The sequence below is a fragment of the Actinomadura graeca genome (genome assembly GCF_019175365.1).
Classification (GTDB): domain Bacteria; phylum Actinomycetota; class Actinomycetes; order Streptosporangiales; family Streptosporangiaceae; genus Spirillospora; species Spirillospora graeca.
Genome location: NZ_CP059572.1, coordinates 2,812,321 through 2,831,417, shown reverse-complemented (window position 1 = coordinate 2,831,417; position 19,097 = coordinate 2,812,321). Strand labels below are relative to the sequence as shown.

At 73.3% G+C, this 19,097-nt stretch carries 17 protein-coding genes; 10 read left to right on the top strand and 7 right to left on the bottom strand.

Annotated elements, in window-relative coordinates:
* Nucleotides 1-109: 109 nt before the first annotated feature.
* The 3 genes from AGRA3207_RS12440 (at nt 110) to AGRA3207_RS12430 (ending at nt 3,889) form a co-directional block, all read left to right on the top strand.
* Nucleotides 110-1,180 (top strand): ADP-ribosylglycohydrolase family protein, encoded by a 1,071-nt coding sequence (locus AGRA3207_RS12440; protein WP_231334766.1) that lies wholly within the window; start codon nt 110-112, stop codon nt 1,178-1,180.
* Between the two features lie 63 nt (nt 1,181-1,243).
* Nucleotides 1,244-2,641: an SPFH domain-containing protein gene (locus tag AGRA3207_RS12435; protein WP_231334765.1), complete on the top strand. Its 1,398-nt coding sequence runs from the start codon at nt 1,244-1,246 to the stop codon at nt 2,639-2,641.
* A gap of 270 nt (nt 2,642-2,911) precedes the next feature.
* Complete coding sequence (locus AGRA3207_RS12430) at nt 2,912-3,889, top strand: LysR family transcriptional regulator (protein WP_231334764.1); 978 nt, start codon at nt 2,912-2,914, stop codon at nt 3,887-3,889.
* 89 nt (nt 3,890-3,978) lie between these two features.
* On the opposite strand, the gene AGRA3207_RS12425 is transcribed toward AGRA3207_RS12430, so the two are convergent.
* The 4 genes from AGRA3207_RS12425 to AGRA3207_RS12410 form a co-directional block, all read right to left on the bottom strand.
* On the bottom strand, nt 3,979-4,791 hold the full coding sequence (locus tag AGRA3207_RS12425; protein WP_231334763.1) for a hypothetical protein: 813 nt from the start codon (nt 4,789-4,791) through the stop codon (nt 3,979-3,981).
* Complete coding sequence (locus AGRA3207_RS12420; protein WP_231334762.1) at nt 4,788-5,360, bottom strand: papain-like cysteine protease family protein; 573 nt, start codon at nt 5,358-5,360, stop codon at nt 4,788-4,790. The genes AGRA3207_RS12425 and AGRA3207_RS12420 overlap by 4 nt, the downstream gene beginning before the upstream one ends.
* Nucleotides 5,361-5,591: 231 nt before the next feature.
* Nucleotides 5,592-6,863: a sensor histidine kinase gene (locus tag AGRA3207_RS12415; RefSeq protein ID WP_231334761.1), complete on the bottom strand. Its 1,272-nt coding sequence runs from the start codon at nt 6,861-6,863 to the stop codon at nt 5,592-5,594.
* Complete coding sequence (locus AGRA3207_RS12410; RefSeq protein WP_231334760.1) at nt 6,860-7,516, bottom strand: response regulator transcription factor; 657 nt, start codon at nt 7,514-7,516, stop codon at nt 6,860-6,862. Before AGRA3207_RS12410 ends, AGRA3207_RS12415 begins: the two co-directional genes overlap by 4 nt.
* A gap of 183 nt (nt 7,517-7,699) precedes the next feature.
* Between AGRA3207_RS12410 and AGRA3207_RS12405 the strand changes: the two genes are divergently transcribed.
* Genes AGRA3207_RS12405 through AGRA3207_RS12385 form a run of 5 tightly spaced genes read left to right on the top strand, consistent with a single transcriptional unit; the run spans nt 7,700 to nt 11,826 of the window.
* A complete protein-coding gene (locus AGRA3207_RS12405) occupies nt 7,700-8,212 on the top strand; it encodes a hypothetical protein (protein ID WP_231334759.1) in 513 nt (170 codons plus the stop codon).
* A 14-nt stretch (nt 8,213-8,226) separates the two neighbouring features.
* Entirely contained in the window at nt 8,227-9,276 is a 1,050-nt protein-coding gene (locus AGRA3207_RS12400; protein WP_231334758.1) for a peptidoglycan-binding protein, read from the top strand.
* Nucleotides 9,273-9,968: an ABC transporter ATP-binding protein gene (locus tag AGRA3207_RS12395; RefSeq protein ID WP_231334757.1), complete on the top strand. Its 696-nt coding sequence runs from the start codon at nt 9,273-9,275 to the stop codon at nt 9,966-9,968. Before AGRA3207_RS12400 ends, AGRA3207_RS12395 begins: the two co-directional genes overlap by 4 nt.
* Nucleotides 9,968-11,200, top strand: a complete 1,233-nt coding sequence (locus tag AGRA3207_RS12390) for an ABC transporter permease (RefSeq protein WP_231334756.1) — start codon at nt 9,968-9,970, stop codon at nt 11,198-11,200. Before AGRA3207_RS12395 ends, AGRA3207_RS12390 begins: the two co-directional genes overlap by 1 nt.
* A gap of 47 nt (nt 11,201-11,247) precedes the next feature.
* The gene (locus tag AGRA3207_RS12385; RefSeq protein WP_231334755.1) at nt 11,248-11,826 is read left to right on the top strand and encodes an antibiotic biosynthesis monooxygenase; all 579 of its coding nucleotides are present in this window, start codon (nt 11,248-11,250) and stop codon (nt 11,824-11,826) included.
* 4 nt (nt 11,827-11,830) lie between these two features.
* On the opposite strand, the gene AGRA3207_RS12380 is transcribed toward AGRA3207_RS12385, so the two are convergent.
* From AGRA3207_RS12380 to AGRA3207_RS12370, 3 genes are all read right to left on the bottom strand, one after another.
* Nucleotides 11,831-13,711, bottom strand: coding sequence for a choline/carnitine O-acyltransferase (locus AGRA3207_RS12380; protein ID WP_231334754.1), 1,881 nt, complete (start codon nt 13,709-13,711; stop codon nt 11,831-11,833).
* Nucleotides 13,712-13,747: 36 nt separating this feature from the next.
* Nucleotides 13,748-14,554 carry a class I SAM-dependent methyltransferase gene (locus tag AGRA3207_RS12375; protein ID WP_231334753.1) on the bottom strand — a complete coding sequence of 269 codons (807 nt, stop codon included), beginning with the start codon at nt 14,552-14,554 and terminating at the stop codon, nt 13,748-13,750.
* Between the two features lie 71 nt (nt 14,555-14,625).
* On the bottom strand, nt 14,626-15,393 hold the full coding sequence (locus tag AGRA3207_RS12370) for a HalD/BesD family halogenase (protein WP_231334752.1): 768 nt from the start codon (nt 15,391-15,393) through the stop codon (nt 14,626-14,628).
* 443 nt (nt 15,394-15,836) lie between these two features.
* On the opposite strand from AGRA3207_RS12370, the gene AGRA3207_RS12365 reads away from it, so the two are divergent.
* Nucleotides 15,837-17,666, top strand: coding sequence for a serine/threonine-protein kinase (locus tag AGRA3207_RS12365; RefSeq protein ID WP_231334751.1), 1,830 nt, complete (start codon nt 15,837-15,839; stop codon nt 17,664-17,666).
* 143 nt (nt 17,667-17,809) lie between these two features.
* Entirely contained in the window at nt 17,810-19,048 is a 1,239-nt protein-coding gene (locus AGRA3207_RS12360; RefSeq protein WP_231334750.1) for a PP2C family protein-serine/threonine phosphatase, read from the top strand.
* The last annotated feature ends 49 nt before the right edge of the window (nt 19,049-19,097 follow it).

Here is a 19,097-nt window from a genome sequence, read left to right as displayed (position 1 = left end):
GCCCGGTGACGGCGGTGCGCCCGGAAAGTTGCGAATCGGTCGCCGGTGGCCGCGGGGCACGACCGAAATCCACGGCGGACGCGGGGCGGGGTTCACTAGGCTAACCGGCATGCCGGAACTGTCCGAATACCCCGACCCGGAACGGCTGCTCGGATGCCTGCTCGGCGGGGCGATCGGGGACGCGCTCGGCGCCCCCCTCGAAGGGCTCTCGCTGGACGTCATCCGCGACCGGTACGGCCCGGACGGTCCCGGCGGCTTCGTGGCGGAGCGGTTCGGGGCGGGCGCGGTCACCGATGACACGCAGCTCACGATGTTCACCGCGTACGCGCTGGTCCAGGCGTCCGCGCGGGCCAGGGCGAAGGGCATCGGGGGCGCCGCGCCCGGCATGCTCCAGGTCGCGTACCTGACCTGGCTGCGGGGCCAGGGGGAGGAGTTCCCCGAGCAGGACATGGTGGGCGGCGGCTGGCTCGTCCAGGAGCGGGCGCTGATGACGAGGCGCGGGCCGGGACGGTCCACCCTCGGCGCCCTGCGGAAGGCCGCGGAGCGGCGGCGGCCGGGAGTGCCGCTCGGCACCGTCGGCGAGCCCATCAACGACTCGAAGGGATGCGGCGGCGTCATGCGGGCCGCGCCGTGCGGGTTCGGGTTCTCCGAGGCCGCGCACGCGTTCGACATGGGCTGCCAGGCCGCCGCGATCACCCACGGCCATCCGAGCGGATACCTGCCCGCCGGGGTCCTCGCCGCCATGGTGTGGGCACTGCTGCGCGGCGCCGAGGTCCGCGACGCCCTGGAACTCGCCCGCGGGCACCTCCAGGGACGTCCCGGCAACGGCGAGACGGCGGACGCGCTGGCCAGAGCCGTGCGGCTCGCCGGTGAGGGCCCGGCGACGCCGGAGCGGCTCCAGACGCTCGGCGGCGGCTGGACCGGCGAGGAGGCCATCGCCATCGCCGTGTACGCCGCGCTCGCCCCCGGCGGGGCCGGCGCGCGGGTGCGGCTCGCCGTCACCCACGGCGGGGACAGCGACTCCACCGGCGCCATCTGCGGCAACATCCTCGGCGCCCGCCACGGTGCCGGGGCCTTCCCCCAGGCGTGGCGGGACGGGGTGGAGGTCCGCGAGGCCGTGGAGCGGCTCGCCGCGATGTGCTCCGCCGAGTGCGGCCCGAACCCCCCGGACACGCGGTGACCACCTCCGGGTGAGCCCCCCGAGCAACGATCCGCCCAGCGAGAACCCGGCAGTGAGGAACCCATGAGCAGCCCGGACAAGGGGAACACGTATCTGGAGAAGGTCGTCGCGCAGCAGGCGGTGCTGGAGGACGACCTGCGCTCTTCCCGCCGCCCCGCGGCGCCGGCCCCGCCCGGCGCCATGCCGCCCCCGCCGCCCAGCCCGATCGCCAAGCGCAGCCGGGCGCTCGGCGCGCCGCCCGGCGAGGTGTCCCGCCCCGGGCACGTGGAGGTGCGGATCAGCGGGTTCTGGCGGTGGAAGAACGTCCTGGTCCCGCCGAACGCGTTCGTCGTGCACACCCGGCGCGGGCGGGTGGAGCCGCTGCACGTCGGGCTCGGCGTGTCGTTCCGGTTCAACCCGTCCACCGACTCGTTCCTGGTGGTGCCGGGCGCCACGCAGACGATCCTGATCAACGCGTACTGCATCTGCCGCGAGCTGCAGGGCGTGCTCGTCCAGGGCTACGTCCAGTGGATCATCCAGGATTTCGGCACCGCCTACCGCAAGCTGGACTTCGGCGCCGAGGACGACCCGATGCGGCTGGTGAACGTCCAGCTCAGGGAGCAGGCCGAGGCGGCGATCAAGGACAAGGTCTCGACCATGGGCGTCCGGGACGTCCTGAGCGACAAGCAGCCGATCATCGAGGAGCTGACGGCCCGGCTGCGCGCGGTCGCCGAGGGGCAGGACAACGGCGACCAGGGTCTCGGCCTGCGCATCGTCACGGTCCAGATCAAGGAGGCGGTGGTCAGCTCGTCGCGCCTCTGGGAGAACCTCCAGAAGCCCTACCGCGCGGAGCAGGGCCAGATCGCCCGGCTCGCCGAGCTGGAGGCGCAGGAGGTCGTCGAGCAGCGCGAGATGGCCGCCGCGCGGATCAAGGAGACGCAGCGGCTGGAGCACGAGCGGGAGCTGGCCGAGCTGCGGGCCCGCAACGAGGCGGAGCTGTTCGACACCGAGGTCGCGGAGCGGCTGCGCCGCACCAAGCGCGAGCACGACGACTCCCGCGAGGTCGCCGAGCTGCAGACCGAGACCACGCGGCACGCGCTGCGGATGGAGCGGGAGCGGCACCAGGAGGAGGCCGAGACGGGACGGCTGCGCGCCGAGCGCGAGCAGGAGCTCAGGCGCATGGAGCTGGACGCGGAGCTGGCGATGTCCGCCGCGCGCGCCCGCTCGCGGCACGAGCAGGAGCTGCTGGAGCTGGAGCGGGAGCGGGCCCGCGCGGAGGTGGAGAACGGGCGCACCCCGGCCGCGCTGCAGGGGCAGCTCGTCCGCACGCTCCCGGAGATCATGTCCCGGCTGCCCAAGCCGGACGAGCTGCGGACCGTCACCGTCAACGGCGCCGACCAGGCGAGCGTCGCCGGGCTCGTCACCCAGCTCGCCGCCGTGATCACCGCGCTCCGCGCCGCCGCCGGGGCGCCCGGCGAGTGACGGCCGGAGAAATCTGGGAGAGGGGGCTGCCACGGTGTGGCAGGGGGAGCGGCGATCGCCGTGGAGTGAACCGAGGGTGAAGAGGCAGGTCACGGGGTCTGTGTGAACCGGGAGGCGGGCGCGCTCGCCCGGCTTCCCGACAGTGCCGGACGTAACCGGCGCACGGGAAGTAACCGGAATGGCACGCATTTCTATTCTGCGAGGGCCTCCGCGGGGTTAATATTCGCTTGATTCCAGTCGACGGGGCAGAGGCACGGTCAGGAGACGCGCGTGGATCTCGGTCCCCATCACCTCAGGATGATCGAGGCCGTCGCCGCGACGGGCAGCATCAGCAAGGCCGCGGCCCGGCTCAACCTGACCCAGCCCGCGGTGAGCACGATGCTCCGCAGGGTCGAGGGTCACCTCGGCGTGCAGCTTTTCGTCCGCTCCCCGGAGGGGGTGGTGCCGACGCCGGTCGGCGAAGAGGTGGCGACGCGGGCCCGCGCCGCGCTGGCCTGCATCGACGACCTCAACGCGGCGCTCGCGCACCGGCGCAGCGATCCCTCGCCCCTGCCGCTGCTGCGGATCGGGGTGCAGGCGTGCCCGCCGCTGACGGGGCTGAGCGACCACCTTGACGGGCTGGCCCCCGGGGCGCGGCTCCAGTTGCGCGTCGACCAGGGGGGCGGGCGCATCCCGGCGCTCCTCGCGTCGGGCGCGCTGGACATCGGGCTGTTCCAGGAGCCGGTGGACTACACGGCCCCGGTGCTGGAGGGCCTCGAACGGCTCGTCCTGGTGGAGTGCGAGCCCGCCCTCGTCGGCATGTCGACCGCCAGCCCGCTCGCGGCGTCCCCGACCATCGACCTGGCGGACCTGGCCGATCAGGACTGGCTGGACGATCCGCTCGACGACGGCCCGTGGCCGGCGTACTTCCGCGGGGTGTGCGCCGGCGCCGGCTTCCAGCCGCGCGTGCGGTTCTGGTCCACCGACTGGCAGATCGCCACGTCGCTCATCCGGTCGGGGCGCGCGATCGGCATCTATCAGCCGACCGCGGCCCCGCGCGACGGGATGGCCTTCCGTCGCATAACCGGCGACCCGCTGGGGCAACGGGTCGTCCTGGTGTGGCGGCCGGAGGTGGAGCAGGCGGCGGGCCGCCTGCGGGGATACTTCAACGACGTCTACATGGATCTCGTCCGCGCCCAGCGCGTCTACGGCGAATGGTGGGACGAGCATCCCGAGGCACACCCGGCTTTGCCGGTCGCCACGTCCTGAAGCGCTCCACCCCGGCCACCTGGGCCAGGGGGGGGCGGCGGGTCCCGGGGCAGCGGTCCCCGGGACCCGCACGTTCATCGGCCGGACCCTCAGCCCTGCACCCGGCGGCGCCGGGCGACGACGATGCCGGCCGCCGCCGCCGCGGCGCCACCGGCGCCCAGTGCCATCAGGGCCGGTGCCGGGCCCCGATCCGGCGCCGGCTTGCTGACGCCGGTCGAGGGCGAGTAGCCGCCCAGCTGCCCGGACTTCTGGTACTGCGAGCCCGGGAGTTTGTCGGCGTACCGCGTGTGGACCATGCGCTGGTACGCCGCCACCGTCACGCCCGACTTTCCGACAGACGAGACGGCGGTGTCATTGAGCCCGGTGACCCGGCCATCGGCCAGGCGGTACCAGGCGTGGATCTGCGGTTCGGTGAACACCGTGCCACCCGCCGCCTTTGCCGGGTACACGGCCTCGTCCAGGCCGGACGCGATGTTCCACACGTTCCAGCTCTTGCCGCTCTTGCTCAGCCACATGGTGGCCTGCTGGCCGGTCGCCGACTTCGCGCCGACGGCCATGTAGGCGAACGTCGCGACGGGCGCGTTGGCCTCGCCCTTCACGAACGCCGGGCTGAGCGAGTAGACGGCCTGGGCGGAGCCTTCGAGGCGGGGGGCCTTGGCCGCGGCCTGGGCCTTGGTGACGGTCTTGTCCGTGACCAGCTGGCCCTGCTGCTGCCGCTCGTAGCGGACGAAGAAGGAGCCCAGCTGCTGCTGGACCGCCTGCGACGACGCGGCCTTGGTGGCGGCCGCCGAGTCGGAGGGCGCGGGGCCCGCCGCCATCGCGTTGCCGCCCATGAACATCGTCACGCCGAGACCGGCCGTGAGGGCCGCCGCGGAGAGCTTCACAGTGCTACGCATCGTCACGCCCCCACCTTGTAGAGAGCCTGTCCCCAGCGGAACTGACTGTTGTTGGTGTAGCTGCTGTGCGACATCTCCGAGTAGCGGGGGCTCGCGGGCCACGGGTCGCCGTAGGCCAGCGTCTGGCCGGTGTAGCCGTAGATGACCTGGGCGTGTCCGCCGCCGGCCGTCCAGTAGATGCCGGTCTCGATCGGGCGCTTGCCGTCGATCTCTTCCTTCACGGCGTTGTAGGAGAGCGGGTTGCTCACCTGACCGACGGAGAGGCCGAGCTTACGGAAGGCCGTCTGGTCCCATTCGAGCTGACCGGGCTGGTTCGGGCACTGGGTGCCCGCGGTGCGGTTCCGCGCGAGGTTGCAGAACTCGTTCTGGCTGACGTTGCCCTTACCGTGGAACTTGGCGATCGTCAGGCCGCTCGCGGCCCAGCACCACTGGTTCTGTTCCTGGACCTCCTGATTGATCTTCAGGTTGTCCGCTGAGGCGATCCCGGGGGACGCCGCGACGGTGGCTGCTGCCAGCCCCGCGACTCCGCACGCGATGCGCCAACGTGCCCGGGCGGGTCGGGTACGCGTTGCCATTCGCTTCCGCCTATTCTCCCGGCCTTGCGGCATGGAACCTCACGCACGGGGATCAGGGAGCAATTCCCCACCGGTGCCGGGGGAATTCCGGGTGGGGTGGCCCGTGCGAGAGATCGAAGGAACGCCATAACAGTCTCATTTGCCGCAAAAGCCAGGTAATGCCAGCAGGGCATAAGCGGGGTGAATGGCCCAACGACGGGTAAACGCCGCAGGTCAGGCGATCAAGACGGGCTACGGCGACGGCAGGCGGACGGTCACGCGCAGCCCGCCGTCCCGTCCGGGGTCGGCGGTGACGGTCCCGCCGTGCGCGCGGACGATCGACTGCACGATCGACAGCCCGAGCCCCGCGCCCTTGGCGGTGACGACCCGGTCGGAGCCGAGCCGGCGGAACGGCTCGAACAGCGCCGGGATCTCGTACGGCGGGACGGCCCGGCCGGAGTTCACCACCTCCAGGACGGCCCGCCCGCCGCCGGTGCGGCTGCGGACCCGGACCCAGCCGCCCGGGCCGGAGTTGTGCCGGATGCCGTTCTCGACCAGGTTCTGCACGACCCGTTCGAGCAGGAGCGCGTCACCGGACGTGACGGCCTCGCCCGGCTCCGCCCGGACGTCCACCCCGGCCTCCTCCGCCTCCGCGGCGGTCTGCGCCGCCACGTGCCCGACGACGTCGGCGAGGTCCACCGGCGCCCGGCCGGTGATCTCGTTCTCGGACCGGGCGAGCAGCAGCAGCCCCGCGATCAGGCGCTCGTGCCGCGCGTTGATCTGCAGCAGCGTCTCGCCGAGCTGCAGGACGTCCGCGGACGCCGACCGGCGGTGCATGGCGACCTCGACCAGCGCCCGGCCGAGCGTGAGCGGGGTGCGCAGCTCGTGCGAGGCGTTCGCGACGAAGCGGCGCTGCCCGTCGAAGGACCGGTCGAGCCGCTCGACCATCGTGTCGAAGGTGTCGGCGAGCCGCTTGACCTCGTCGTCGGGCCCGCTCAGCGCGATCCGCTCGTGCAGCCCGCGGTCGGCGGCGGGCGCCACCGCGATCCGCCGCGCCGTCTCGGTCACCCGGTGCAGCGGCGCGAGGACCTGCCCCGCGATCAGCCAGCCGAAGCCCGCCGCGACGCCGCCGACGAGCAGCAGCGCGATCGACCCCTGCGTGATCAGCGAGGTCGTCGCGGCCTCGCGCACGTCCTTGCGCTGCCCTTTCATCCAGCCTTCCAGGTCGTCGATGGCCCCGGGCCCCTCCTGGCCGGACGGTGTCGTCCCGGCCGGGACGGGCCGCCCGGTGCCCCCCGTCCCGCCGGTGTTCCCGGTGTTCCCGGTGCTTCCGGTGGCGCCCGGCGAGGGCAGGGAGGTCCGCGCGAGCACCTTCGTACCCTCGCGGGACATCTGCTGGTCGAACAGCGCGTAGGTGACACCGAGCAGGACGAGGCCCGCGACGAGGAACAGCCCGCCGTAGGTGAGCGTCAGCCGGGCCCGGAGCGACGGGTGGCGCAGCGTGATCCGCCGAGGTCCGATCATGGGATCCGGTACCCCGCCCCCTTGACGGTCTCGACGACCGGCGGCTCGGCGAGCTTGCGGCGCAGCTTCAGGACGGCCAGCCGCACCGCGCCGGTGAACGGGTCGGCGTGCTCGTCCCACGCCTTCTCCAGCAGCCGCTCCGCGGAGACGACCGCGCCGTCCGCGAGCAGCAGCTCGGTGAGCACGGCGAACTCCTTCTTCGCCAGCGGCACGTACCGGCCGTCCCGGAAGACCTCGCGGCGTGCCGGGTCCAGGGTGATCCCGGCGCGGCGCAGCACCGGCGGCGCGGCGGGGCGCGCCCGCCGGCCGAGCGCGAGGACGCGGGCCGCCAGCTCCGGGAACGCGAACGGCTTGGTGAGGTAGTCGTCGGCGCCGAGCCCGAGCCCCGCGACCCGGTCGGTGATCTCGGCGGCGGCGGTGAGCATCAGCACCCGCGCCGCCCCGTCCCCGCGGACCAGCTCGCGGCAGACGTCGTCGCCGTGCACGAGCGGCAGGTCCCGGTCCAGCACGACGACGTCGTAGTCGTGGACGCCGGCGCGCTCCAGGGCCGCCGCCCCGTCGTAGGCCAGGTCGACGGCGTGCGCGTCGTCGCGCAGCCACTCCGCTATCGCGTCGGCGAGCAGCCGCTCGTCCTCCACCACCAGTACCCGCATCTCTGTCCTCCCGGTGCACGGTCCTCACACGTGCCCTGACCGGCGATGCTGCCTTACGGGCCGTTTCCTCGCCGTTAGGAGATCCGGGCGGCGGCGCGGAAACGCGGGGGAAACGCGCCGTCGCGTTGCATCGCCTTCCGTCCGGCCGGAACCGATCGGCCGGGGACGAGAGGAGACGGTCGGATGCGACTGCGGATCCTGGCGGCACTGCCGCTGGTGGCGGGCCTGGCGCTCACCGGATGCGGCTCGGACGACGGCGACGGCGGGAAGGTGGCCTCGGTCAAGGGCGCCGGAAAGAGCGGGCCTGCCGCCGCCAAGAGCCTGAGCCCCGACGAGATGGGCGTCAAGTTCGCCCAGTGCATGCGGCAGAACGGCATCCCGATGGAGGACCCGAAGCCCGGCGGCGGCGTCCAGCTCAGGCTCGACGGGCGGACCAAGAAGGAGACGGTCGACAAGGCGATGCAGGCGTGCCGCCAGTACGACCCGCAGGCGAACGGAGCCGGGAAGGACGACCCGAAGCGCCAGGAGCGGGGCCGCGAGTTCGCCGAGTGCATGCGCGAGAACGGCGTGGAGAAGTTCGCCGACCCCAAGCCCGGCCAGCAGGGGATCATGATCGACGGCAACGTCGCCGAGGACCCCGAGTTCAAGGCGGCCCAGGAGAAGTGCCAAGAGATCATGGCGGGCGGCCGCAAGTGAGGGGCCGCCGGCGGGTGGCCGTCGCCGCCGCGGTGGTCGTCGCGGTCGGCGGTGGCGGCACCGTCGCGGCGCTCGGGTCGGGCGGCGGTTCCGGCGGCGGCGCCGCGTCCGCGCTGCCGCCCAACACCACGAGGGTGGCGCGGCAGACGCTCAAGGACACCCAGACCGAGGACGGCCGGCTCGGCTACGGCCCGTCCTCGACCGCGACGAGCCGGCTGCGGGGCACGATCACCTGGGTCCCCGAGAGCGGCGACGAGATCACCCGGGGCCGCCCGCTGTACGAGGTGGACGGCGACCCGGTCATGCTGATGTACGGGTCGCGGCCCTCCTACCGCCCGCTGCGGGCGGGGACGGAGGGCGCGGACGTCCGCCGGTTCGAGAAGAACCTGGCCGCGCTCGGCTACGACGGGTTCACCGTCGACGGCGCCTACACCTCCGCGACCGCGGACGCCGTCCGGGAATGGCAGGACGTCCACGGGCTGGCGGAGACGGGCGTCGTCGAGCTGGGACGGGTCGTGTTCGCTCCGGGTCCCGTCCGGGTGGACGGGCTGCAGGCAGGCGCGGGCGACCCGACCGGCCCCGGGCAGAAGGTGCTCACCTACACCGGCACCGACAAGGCCGTGACGGTGGAGCTGGAGACCACCGACCAGCGGATGGCGAAGAAGGGCGCGGCGGTCGAGGTCACGCTCCCCGGCGACGAGACCGTCCCCGGGAAGATCGACGAGGTGTCCACGGTGGTCGAGCCGGGGTCGGCGCAGGGCGAGGACCCGACGACGAAGGTGGAGGTGACCGTGTGGCTGAGGTCGCGGAAGGCGCGCAAGGCCGCCGCCGCGTACGCGCTCGCGGCGGTGGACGTCACCTTCACCGCCGGGCAGCGCGGGAACGTGCTGACCGTGCCGGTGGCGGCGCTGGTGGCGCTGGAGGAAGGCGGCTTCGGCGTGGAGGTCGTCAAGGACGGCGCCTCGTCCTACGCGGCGGTCACGACCGGGCTGTTCGCGGACGGGAAGGTGGAGGTCTCCGGCCAGGGGATCGCCGAGGGCACCGTCGTGGGGATCCCCAAATGATCACTTTGCGGGAGGTGACGAAGCTGTACCCGGGCGGTGTCCGCGCCCTCGCGGGCGTGTCGCTGCACGTCGAGGCGGGGGAGCTGGCCGCGATCGTCGGGCCGTCCGGCTCGGGCAAGTCGACGATGCTCAACGTCCTCGGCACCCTGGACCGGCCGACGTCGGGCGAGGTCCGCATCGACGGGCATGACGTCGGCCGGCTCTCCGACGCCGGGCTGTCGGCGCTGCGCGCGAGCCGGATCGGCTTCGTGTTCCAGCAGTTCCACCTGGCGCCGGGCACGCGGGCGCTGGACAACGTCGCCGACGGGCTGCTGTACACCGGGCTGCGGCCGGCGGCGCGGCGGCGGCGCGCCGCCGAGGCGCTGGACCGGGTCGGGCTCGGGCACCGGATGGGCCACGAGCCGCACGAGCTGTCGGGCGGCGAGCGGCAGCGCGTCGCCATCGCCCGCGCCGTCGCGGGGGAGCCGCCGCTGCTGCTCGCCGACGAGCCGACCGGCGCCCTCGACTCGGCGTCGGGGGACGGGGTGATGGCGCTGCTGCGCGGGCTGCACGCCGCCGGCACCACCGTCGTGATCATCACGCACGACCGGGAGATCGCCGCGAGCCTGCCCCGCCAGGTCCGGATGCGGGACGGGCTGGTCGTCTCCGATTCCACGCAGGCGTCCGGCGCCACGCCGACGGAGGTGCGGTGATGGCGGCCTCCGTCCCGTCCGCTCCGGCGGCCGGCGAGGGGCTGCGGCCGGCCCGGCTGTCGCCGCGCGACGTGCTCAAGGTCGGCGCGGTGGGGCTGCGGACCCGTCCGATGCGGGCGTTCCTGTCCGCGCTCGGCATCGCGATCGGGATCGCGGCGATGGTCGCGGTGGTCGGCGTCTCCTCGTCCTCGCGGGCCGACCTCGACCGTGCGCTCGCCGCGCTCGGCACCAACCTGCTGACGGTCGCGCCCGGCAGCACCCTCACCGGCGGGAAGGCCCAGCTGCCCCTTGAGTCCGAAAGCATGGTGGGACGTATCGGACCGGTCCGGGAGGTGTCGGCGGTCGGCCTGGTCGACGAGGCCAAGGTCTACCGGACCGGCAAGGTCCCCGAGACCGACACCAACGGCATCGCCACCTACGCCGCCCGCACCGACCTGCGCGACGCCACCGGCGCCGAGCTCCGCAGCGGGACGTGGCTGAACGCCGCCACGGGCACCTTCCCCGCGACGGTGCTCGGGTCCTCGGCGGCGGAACGGCTCGGGATCGGCCACGCGGGACCGGACGTCCAGGTGCTCGTCGGCGGGAAGTGGTTCACGGTCGTCGGCATTCTGAAGCCGGCGCCGCTGGCCCCCGAGCTGGACGCCGCCGCGCTCGTCGGGTGGCCGGCGGCGACGTCCCGGCTCGGCTTCGACGGGCATCCGACGACCATCTACACCCGGTCGCGGGACGCGAGCGTCGAGCAGGTCCAGAGCGTGCTCGGCGCGACCGCCAACCCGGAGGCGCCCAACGAGGTGGAGGTGTCGCGCCCGTCGGACGCGCTGGCGGCGCGGAAGGCGGCGGGCGAGGCGTTCACCGGGCTCCTGCTCGGGCTCGGCGCGGTCGCGTTGCTCGTCGGCGGCGTCGGGGTGGCCAACACCATGGTCATCTCGGTGCTGGAGCGGCGCTCGGAGATCGGGCTGCGCCGGTCGCTGGGCGCGACGCGCGGGCAGGTCCGCACGCAGTTCCTGGCGGAGTCCCTGCTGCTGTCGGCGCTGGGCGGCGCGGGCGGCGCCCTGCTCGGAGCGCTGGTGACCGGCGTCTACGCCCTCTACCAGGGCTGGCCGGTCGTCATCCCGGCGTGGGCCGTCCTCGGCGGCGTCGCCGCCACCCTGCTCATCGGCGCGGCGGCGGGACTGTACCCGGCGATCCGCGCGTCCCGTCTCAGCCCCACCGAGGCGCTGTCGGCCTCCTGAGCGGCACGCCCGTGCATGGACATGGTGTTTCGGGTGAGAGATCCGGTATGCCGGAAAATGAGGAATCCGAGCCCGTTACGGTCGTGTTCACCTGGGACGTCAAGCCAGGGCGCGAGAACGACTTCGAAGAGTGGGCGGAGGGCATCCACCGGACGGCGAAACGTCACTCGGGCCACGAGGGGGCGACCTGGCTGCGCGCCGAGGGGTCCAGGCACCGGTACTACACCGTCCTGAACTTCGCCGATCAGGAGCGGCTCGACCGGTGGCTGGACTCCCCGGAGCGCAAGGCGTGGCTCGACCGGGTCGACGGGATCGCCCGCGAGCACCGGCAGGGCACCAGCGGCATGGAGACCTGGTTCAGCCTCCCCGGCGAGGCCGTGCCGGCACCCTCCAAGATCAAGATGATCATCGTGACGTTCGGCGCGGTCTACCCGCTCAGCCTCGTGTTCCAGGGGCTCCTCGCCCCGCAGACGCAGGCGTGGCCGCTCGCGCTGCGTGCCCTGACCTTCCCGGTGATCATGGTTCCGCTGCTCACCCTGCTGGTCATGCCGGGGCTGAGCCGGATGTTCCGCCGCTGGCTCTACCCGCCGGGCCGGTCCCAGCGCCCCGCCCGTCCGGGCCGCTGACCCCTCACGCCTTCGGCTCCAGCAGCTCCTGGAGCTCCCGGATCGCCACGCGCAGCTCGCGCGCGAAGTCGTGCATCGCGTCCGCGACGGGCGCGGGGGTGCTGAGGTAGACGTTGAAGCTGTCCGGCAGCAGGACGTAGGCGACGCCGATGCACTGCTCGCTCGTCGACCCGAACCCGAAGTACCGGATGCTGGCCGACGGTGCGGAGCTGGTGCTCAGGTAGTCGTCGCGCATCGTCACCCAGCCGGGCGAGTCGAACAGCGGCAGCGGGCCCGTCACCCCGAGCTCCGCGCCCCGCCTCTTCTGGATCAGCTGGAGCTCCCAGAGGTGCTGCTCGGGCGCCTCGCCGGCCTGGCACTGCTTCGCGCGCCGGACGTGCGCCAGCGCCGCCTCGCGGAAGGCGGCCGCGCGGCCCGCCGCGTCCGCCGCCGGATCGTCCATGGCCGCCACGAAGCGCAGCACCTCCGGGGTGACGACGCGCATCGCCTCGGTGCGGCCGTTGCGGTACTGGCGGGTCGCGATCGACTCGTAGGTCGTGCCGACCAGGCCCTTCGCGCGCTTGTGCGCCAGCTGGTAGGCCATCTGCACGAACGCGTCCGGGGACATGCCGAGCGCCTTGGCGCGCGCGGCGCCGAAGTCGTCGAACCCCACGGCGCGCGTCGCGGTCGCGGCGGCGTAGGCGGCGAAGGACGCGGCGGCGTCCCGGATGTCGGCGCGCAGGCCGTCGTCGAGGACGAACCGGACCGGCTCCGTCACCGGCAGCCCCTGGGGCCGCGCACCGGACTCGCGGGACTGCCGCTCCGCGGGCGTCCCGAGTACCGCGTCGACGAAGGAGAGGACCGTCGTGCCGTCCAGCTCGCAGTGCTCGACGTTGATCCCGGCGCGGCCGTCGCCGAACACGACGAACGACACCGCCTTGTCGAACCACCGCCCGGCACCGTCGCCGTACAGGAGCTGGTCGCACGCCTCCTGCGTGTCCGCGGGCGCGAAGTCCTCCAGGCAGACGCAGAACAGCGCCGTCTCGACCTCCTCCAGCGCGGCCCTGTTCCCGGGGTCGAGGGCCAGGAGCGCCTCCCGGCTCGCCGCCCACTCCGCGCGGGCCTTGGTGGTGAGATGCCCGACGGACGGCTCCAGCGCCGGCTCCGCCTTCGTGATCGCGCTCAGGGCGCTCTGGAGCTCGTCGAGGGTGTGCGGCCGCCCGTCCGGGCCCACCACGTCCATCCGGATCATGTTGCCGCGGAAGAACACGAGGATGTGCCGGGCCGTGGACGGGCCGGGCTCGTCCGCCGAGTACGGCGCGCGCACGGTGTCCTGCTCGGCGCCCGGGATGCGCGTCGTGGAGAACAGGAACCGGTTCTGCTCCATCGACAGCGGGCGGCCGCGCTGGACGGCGGGCGGGATCTCCTCGGCGTCCAGCCGCAGCTTGTAGGCCACGGCCCCGGCGATGAGCCCGGCGGCCCGCTCCACCTGGTCCTCGCCGGTGTCCTCGAAGAGGAAGAAGAAGTTCGCGTTCAGCGCGATCCGGTCGCGGCGGCCCAGGTACCGGTAGGGCCAGAACGTGTCGAGCCAGCTGCGGACGCCCTCGCCCGCCTCGTAGCGTTCGAGGGCGGCGTGCAGCGTGCGGCCCGGCCCGCCTGGGCGCAGGAACGAGGCCAGCGCCGCCCGGGTCCGCTCCAGCCCGGCGGCCGAGAGCAGCGGCGCGCACCACTCCAGGAACCGCTCGCCGGTCGCGTCGAGCGAGGGGAGCGGCACGCGCGGCAGCCCGTCGTCGTTGCCGAAGGTGCGGGGGGAGGGCTGCCGCTGCGCGGTCTCCCCGGGGTCCTCCCCGGCGGCCTCACCGCTGCCCTTCTCCGCCGTCCCTCCGTTGCTGTGGCTCGTGTTCACTGCGTCCCTCGATCTCTGGGGTTCCGGTGCGGCCTCTCAGCCGGGCCGCGAAATGTAGAGCTGCGCGTACAGCCAGCCGCCGGTCTCCAGGCCGCTCGGATCGACGCCGACGTCCGACAGCCGGTCCAGGACAAGGGCCTTCTCCTCCAGGGTGGCGAACCGCCGCTGCCGGAACAGGCCGTCGCGGCGGACGGTCCGGTATCCCGCCTCGGCGAGGCGGTCGGCGACCGGGTCGAACGGGAACATGCGCAGTACGAAATGCGCCATCCACGGCCGCCGCGCGCCGCGCGACTCGATGATGCGGGAAATGGTCTTCTCCGTGACGTATCCGAGGCAGCCGGTGGAGATGACGAGATCGGTTTCGGCGATCCGTTCGCGTTGTTCGCCGGTCGGGTCGCCGTCCTCCAGATCCGCGTGGACGGCGCCGTCCAGGAATCCCGCCTCAAGGGCATACGAAAGGGCGTTGTCGGAGGCGTCCAAGCCGAGGAACCGGACGCGGTTCGCAGGTTCACCGGAACGGACCAGCTCCCGGTCGAGGGCCAGCAGGGTTCCGCGCGTCTGCCCGTGCGCGGCGGGCCCACTGTAGCGATCGTAGAGCTGGGCCATGGTCGCGCCGTATTTGAGCAGGGCCGCATTGATACCGTAGGAGCAGCCGATATCGAGAACGGTGGGAGCTGTGATGCCGTGTGCCTCGCGATATTCCGTGATGAGCCGTGAGAAGTGCGGTTTGGCCAGTTCTGGAATGTTGTAGTCGAGGTCGCGCAGCGTGGTGAAGTACGCGCGGGGATCGGGCCGCGTGTAGATGTGGCCGAGGGAGATCTTGCCGGTCGTGTCGACGCGCACGGTCGCGTTCCTTCCTGGCGGGGCGAAGGGTGGATCGACGTGGCTCGGACGCTCAGGTCGTCGGCGGCCCCCTAGTCCAGCAGCGCGTCGACCCGGACGGCACGCCCCTCGGCCGCCAGGTGCTCGGGCAGCACGCGGCCGAAGAGCTGCCGCGTGCGCTCCACGCTGCCGATGACCCCCGGGCGCTCGCTGTAGGCGAGGATCGCCGTGTGCCGTGCCCTCCCGCCGCGCACCGGGGTCACCCGGTGCAGCGAGTAGCGGCCCTTGAACAGCTGGAGGTCCCCCGGGCGCAGCGCCAGCCGCCGCACCAGATGCCCGCCGTGCCCGGTCAGGACGCTCCGGACGTCCGCGAAGTTCTCCGCCTCCGCCGACCTGATGTTCGGGCAGTACTCGAACACGCCGCCGCCGTCCGGCTCCTGCGTCACCACGGTCACCGTGAACTCGTTGGTGTCGAAGTGCCAGGGGTGCCCCATCCCCGGGGCGACGACGTTGAGGCACAGCCCCGACAGCGGGTCGCCGAGCTCGTGCACCCGCACCAGCCCGAAGCAGCTCGCGACGAAATGCTGGAACAGCGGGCTCGAATACAGCCGCTGCACGATGAAGTCGGCGGGAATGTCGTCGCGCGCCACGAAGGCGTTACCGCGCTTCACGGTGATACGCCCGGGATGATCGTCCGGCAATGGAGAACGCACATCGATGTTGTAGGCGTTGACCGTTTCCACGTCGTAATGCGCCAGCGGCGCGACCTTCGCGCATTCTTCTCGCAAGGCGCCGAGCAAGGAAGGGGCGATGAAGTCGGGCAGCACGCTGCATCCGGAATCGGCCAGGTCGTCACGCACGCGGGAAACGGCACTCGCCCACGCGGCCCCCTCCGGTTCCGCGAGCGGATACCGAGCCGCGTTGATCATCTGTTCGACCGCCCGAGCCTGCGCCGCGACCATGAAGATCCTTCCGCGTGAGCGAACCTCAACCGGGTTTTAGCACAGTCCTCCGGACAATTCACGGTGGTGTTCTCGGACACGGCCCTTCGCGCACGGATAAGCCGCGCCCGTGACCTGTGACTTCGAACGTTCCCGCGCGGACGGCCGGTCTCCTCGCGCGTTCACGGGATGTGTCCCATCTCACGCGCCCGCCACGGGACGCCGCCGTCCCGTCACACGGCGGCGTCCCCGGCGCGGCGGTGCCCGCGTCCGAAGACTGATCGACTTTCTGCGAACCTTCCCTTACGCGGCGGCGTCACCCTCTGGTGGAATGCCTGGTCGAGGACGAATGAGGGGCGGACGTGGCGGACTGGCGGCTGTCGGAGTTCATCGAGGTGCGCGAACTCGGGCGCGGGGCGCAGGGACGGGTCGTCCTCGCCCACCACGCCGAGTCGCGCACACCCGTCGCGATCAAGTACCTGGCGCGCGGCGACGCGCAGGCCCTCGCCGGGCTGCGCGCCGAGGCGCAGATGCTCGGGCGGCTGACCAGCCCGTACGTCGCGCGGCTGTACCGGTTCGTGGAGAGCGGGCACGGCGCCGCCATCGTCATGGAGGCCGTCAACGGGGCGTCCCTGAAGGCCGTCCTCGCCGAGCACGGGGCACTGGCACCGGAGGCGGCGCTGCTCGTGCTGAAGGGGTCGCTGCTCGGCCTCGCGGCGGCGCACTCGGTCGGCGTCGTCCACCGCGACTACAAGCCCGCCAACGTCGTCGTCCAGCCGGACGGGCTCAGCAAGCTCGTCGACTTCGGCGTGGCCGTCCTCGCGGGACAGGGGTCGTTCGCCGGGACGCCCGCCTACATGGCTCCGGAGCAGTGGCGCGGCGAGCCCGCCACCCCGGCCACCGACGTCTACGCCGCCACCTGCGTGTTCGTCGAGTGCGTCACCGGGCGGCGGCCCTACGCGGGCGACGGGCGGGCGGAGCTGCGGGACCGGCACCTGACCGCGCCGGCCGACGTCGCGGACGTGCCCGGGCCGCTGCGCCCGCTCGTCCTCCAGGGCATGGCGAAGGGCCCGGAGGAGCGGCCGCCGGGCGCGGCGGCGTTCGTCGCGCAGCTGGAGAGCGCGGCCGTCGACGCGTACGGGACGGACTGGGAGCAGCGGGGCGTGCGCACGCTCGCCGCCGCGGCGGTCGCGCTGGCCGCGCTGTTCCCGCTCGGCGCGCTCACCGTCGCCCCGGGCGCGGCGGGCGCCGCGGGCGCGGCCGGTGTCGGCTCGGCGGGCGCCGGCTCGGCGGGCGCGGGCACGGCGGGGGCGGGCTCGGCCGCGGGAGGCGGCATGGGGACCGCAGGGACCGCCGGGACGGGCGTCGGCAAGGGCTTCCTCGCCACCGCCGTCGGCAAGGGCACCGTCGCGGTGGCCGGCGCCGCCGTCGTCGCGACGTCCGCCACCGCAGCCGTCTACGCGGCCAAGGACTCCCCGCGCAAGGATCCGCCGCCCGTGGCGCTCGTCAACGTCGCGTCCCAGACCCAGACGATCGGCGACGTCCAGGTCCAGAACGCGAAGTACGTGACCGTCGGCGGCCTCGGCGACCCCGCCCTGGAAAAGCGCGTCAACCAGACGCTCCGCGCGCCGCTGGACCGGCTCATCCAGATCGGGACGAGCAGCGCCGCCCAGTCCCGGTGCGCGGGCAAGCCCACCAAGGTCCTCACCCAGGCGCAGGCGGGGCTGCGCGGCCCGCGGCTGGTGTCCGTCCGCTACTTCATGCTCTCCGACTGGTGCCAGCAGGCGGACGGATCGCCCGGCGGCGAGGTCGTCACCGTCGACCTGCGCACCGGCCGGCGGCTCACCGCCACCGACGTCTTCCGTCCCGACGCGCTGACGTCCGCGGGCGTGGCCCGGCTCCAGTCGCTCGTCACCCAGCGCGACACCGGACGGGCGCGGCGGTGGGCGGACTGCTCGCCGGGCGGCAGGTTCACGCGGGCCGACTTCTTCCCCGTGAAGTCCCAGGTACGCACGATCAAGGGGATGGAGGTCGACCCGCCGCGCCTCAGCGCCTTCCTGACCCCCGCCGAGTTCCGGCTGTCGTGGCTGCACGGGGGCAGCGACGGCTGCGGCGACCTGGACTTCGGCGCCTCCTACGCGAGTGTCCGTCCGCTGCTGAAGCCGGAGATCGCGGCGCTGCTGCCCCGGTGACCGGCCGCCCGCCGCCCCGGGCGACGCCCCTGGACGCCGCGGTCCGGGCGGGCCGGCCGGAGGCGCGCCGGTGATGGGGGCGCCGTGCTGGGTAGGGGTCCTCAGCGAGGCCCGTGACCGGCGGACGCGACAGGGGAAGGGCGATGGGGCAGGGCCGCGGTGAGCGGATGCTGGGAAGGCTGCTGGCGGCGAGCCACCTGATGGCGCTGGAACAGCTTCCGACGGTGGTGGCCGAGCACGCCGCCCGCGCCGGGATAGACGACGTGCTGATCTACGTCGTCGACCTTCAGCAGTCCGTCCTGCGCCTGCTGGGGGCCCGCGACTCCGCCCGCGACTTCGCCCGCGACGAGGAGCCGGAGCTCCGCGTCGACGGGACGCTGGCCGGCCGCGCCTTCCAGAACGTGCAGGTCGTGACCGGCCAGTCCTCCGACGGCGGCACCCGCCAGTGCTGGGTGCCGATCCTCGACGGGACCGAGCGGATCGGCGTGCTCCGCGTCAGGCTCCGCCGCGACGACGCCGAGGCGCTCCGGGACGCCGAGGACCTGGCCGGCCTGATCGCGCTGATCATCGTCAGCAAGGGGCCGTCCAGCGACTCCTTCGCCCGGCTGGTCCGGCGGCATGACATGACGGTGTCGGCGGAGATGCAGTGGCGGCTGATGCCGCCGATGACCTTCGCCACCGACCGGGTGGTCATCGGCGCGGCGCTGGAACCCGCCTACAAGCTCGGCGGGGACACCTTCGATTACGCGCTCGCGGGCGACATCGTCCGCCTCGGCGTCTACGACGCCATGGGCCACGACACCTCCGCGGGCCTGACGTCCAACCTCGCGGTCGCCGCCTGCCGCAACAGCCGCGTCCAGGGCGCCGGCCTGACAGAGGCCGGACGGGCGATCGAGGAGGTGCTGATGGAGCAGGACTCCTCCGGCCGGTTCGTCACCGCCGTGCTCGCGGACCTGGACCTCGGCACGGGCATCCTGACCTGGGTCAACTACGGCCACCCCGCGCCGGTCGTGATCCGCGGGGGCCGCTGGGTGGCCACCCTGGACAGCTCCCCGGGCACGCCGCTCGGCACCGGTCTCGGCATCGAACCGGAGACCTGCCGTGAGCAGCTCGAACCCGGCGACCGCCTGCTGCTCTACACCGACGGGATCGTCGAGGCGCGCGACCCGGAGAAGCAGGAGTTCGGGCTCCAGCGCTTCGTGGACTTCATCATCCGCCACAACGCCGACGGCCTGCCCGTCCCCGAGACGCTGCGGCGGCTCATCGCCGGGATCCTGGAGCACCACGCCGGGCGCCTGGACGACGACGCCACCGTCCTCGTCCTGGAGTGGCGCGGCCCGGCACCGCCCGGCAGTGCCGCGGAAAGATTGGCGCGGCTGTAACGATCTTTTTGCCCGCCCTTGTGCGAACACGCGCCGGACGCCTCTCCCC

Bases quoted from the DNA above. Each gene is read 5' to 3' on its own strand.
- AGRA3207_RS12440 (WP_231334766.1), top strand. From the start codon at position 110: ATGCCGGAACTGTCCGAATACCCCGACCCGGAACGGCTGCTCGGATGC.
- AGRA3207_RS12435 (WP_231334765.1), top strand. From the start codon at position 1,244: ATGAGCAGCCCGGACAAGGGGAACACGTATCTGGAGAAGGTCGTCGCG.
- AGRA3207_RS12420 (WP_231334762.1), bottom strand. From the start codon at position 5,360: ATGGCAACGCGTACCCGACCCGCCCGGGCACGTTGGCGCATCGCGTGC.
- AGRA3207_RS12415 (WP_231334761.1), bottom strand. From the start codon at position 6,863: ATGATCGGACCTCGGCGGATCACGCTGCGCCACCCGTCGCTCCGGGCC.
- AGRA3207_RS12410 (WP_231334760.1), bottom strand. From the start codon at position 7,516: ATGCGGGTACTGGTGGTGGAGGACGAGCGGCTGCTCGCCGACGCGATA.
- AGRA3207_RS12405 (WP_231334759.1), top strand. From the start codon at position 7,700: ATGCGACTGCGGATCCTGGCGGCACTGCCGCTGGTGGCGGGCCTGGCG.
- AGRA3207_RS12395 (WP_231334757.1), top strand. From the start codon at position 9,273: ATGATCACTTTGCGGGAGGTGACGAAGCTGTACCCGGGCGGTGTCCGC.
- AGRA3207_RS12390 (WP_231334756.1), top strand. From the start codon at position 9,968: ATGGCGGCCTCCGTCCCGTCCGCTCCGGCGGCCGGCGAGGGGCTGCGG.
- AGRA3207_RS12385 (WP_231334755.1), top strand. From the start codon at position 11,248: ATGCCGGAAAATGAGGAATCCGAGCCCGTTACGGTCGTGTTCACCTGG.
- AGRA3207_RS12360 (WP_231334750.1), top strand. From the start codon at position 17,810: ATGGGGCAGGGCCGCGGTGAGCGGATGCTGGGAAGGCTGCTGGCGGCG.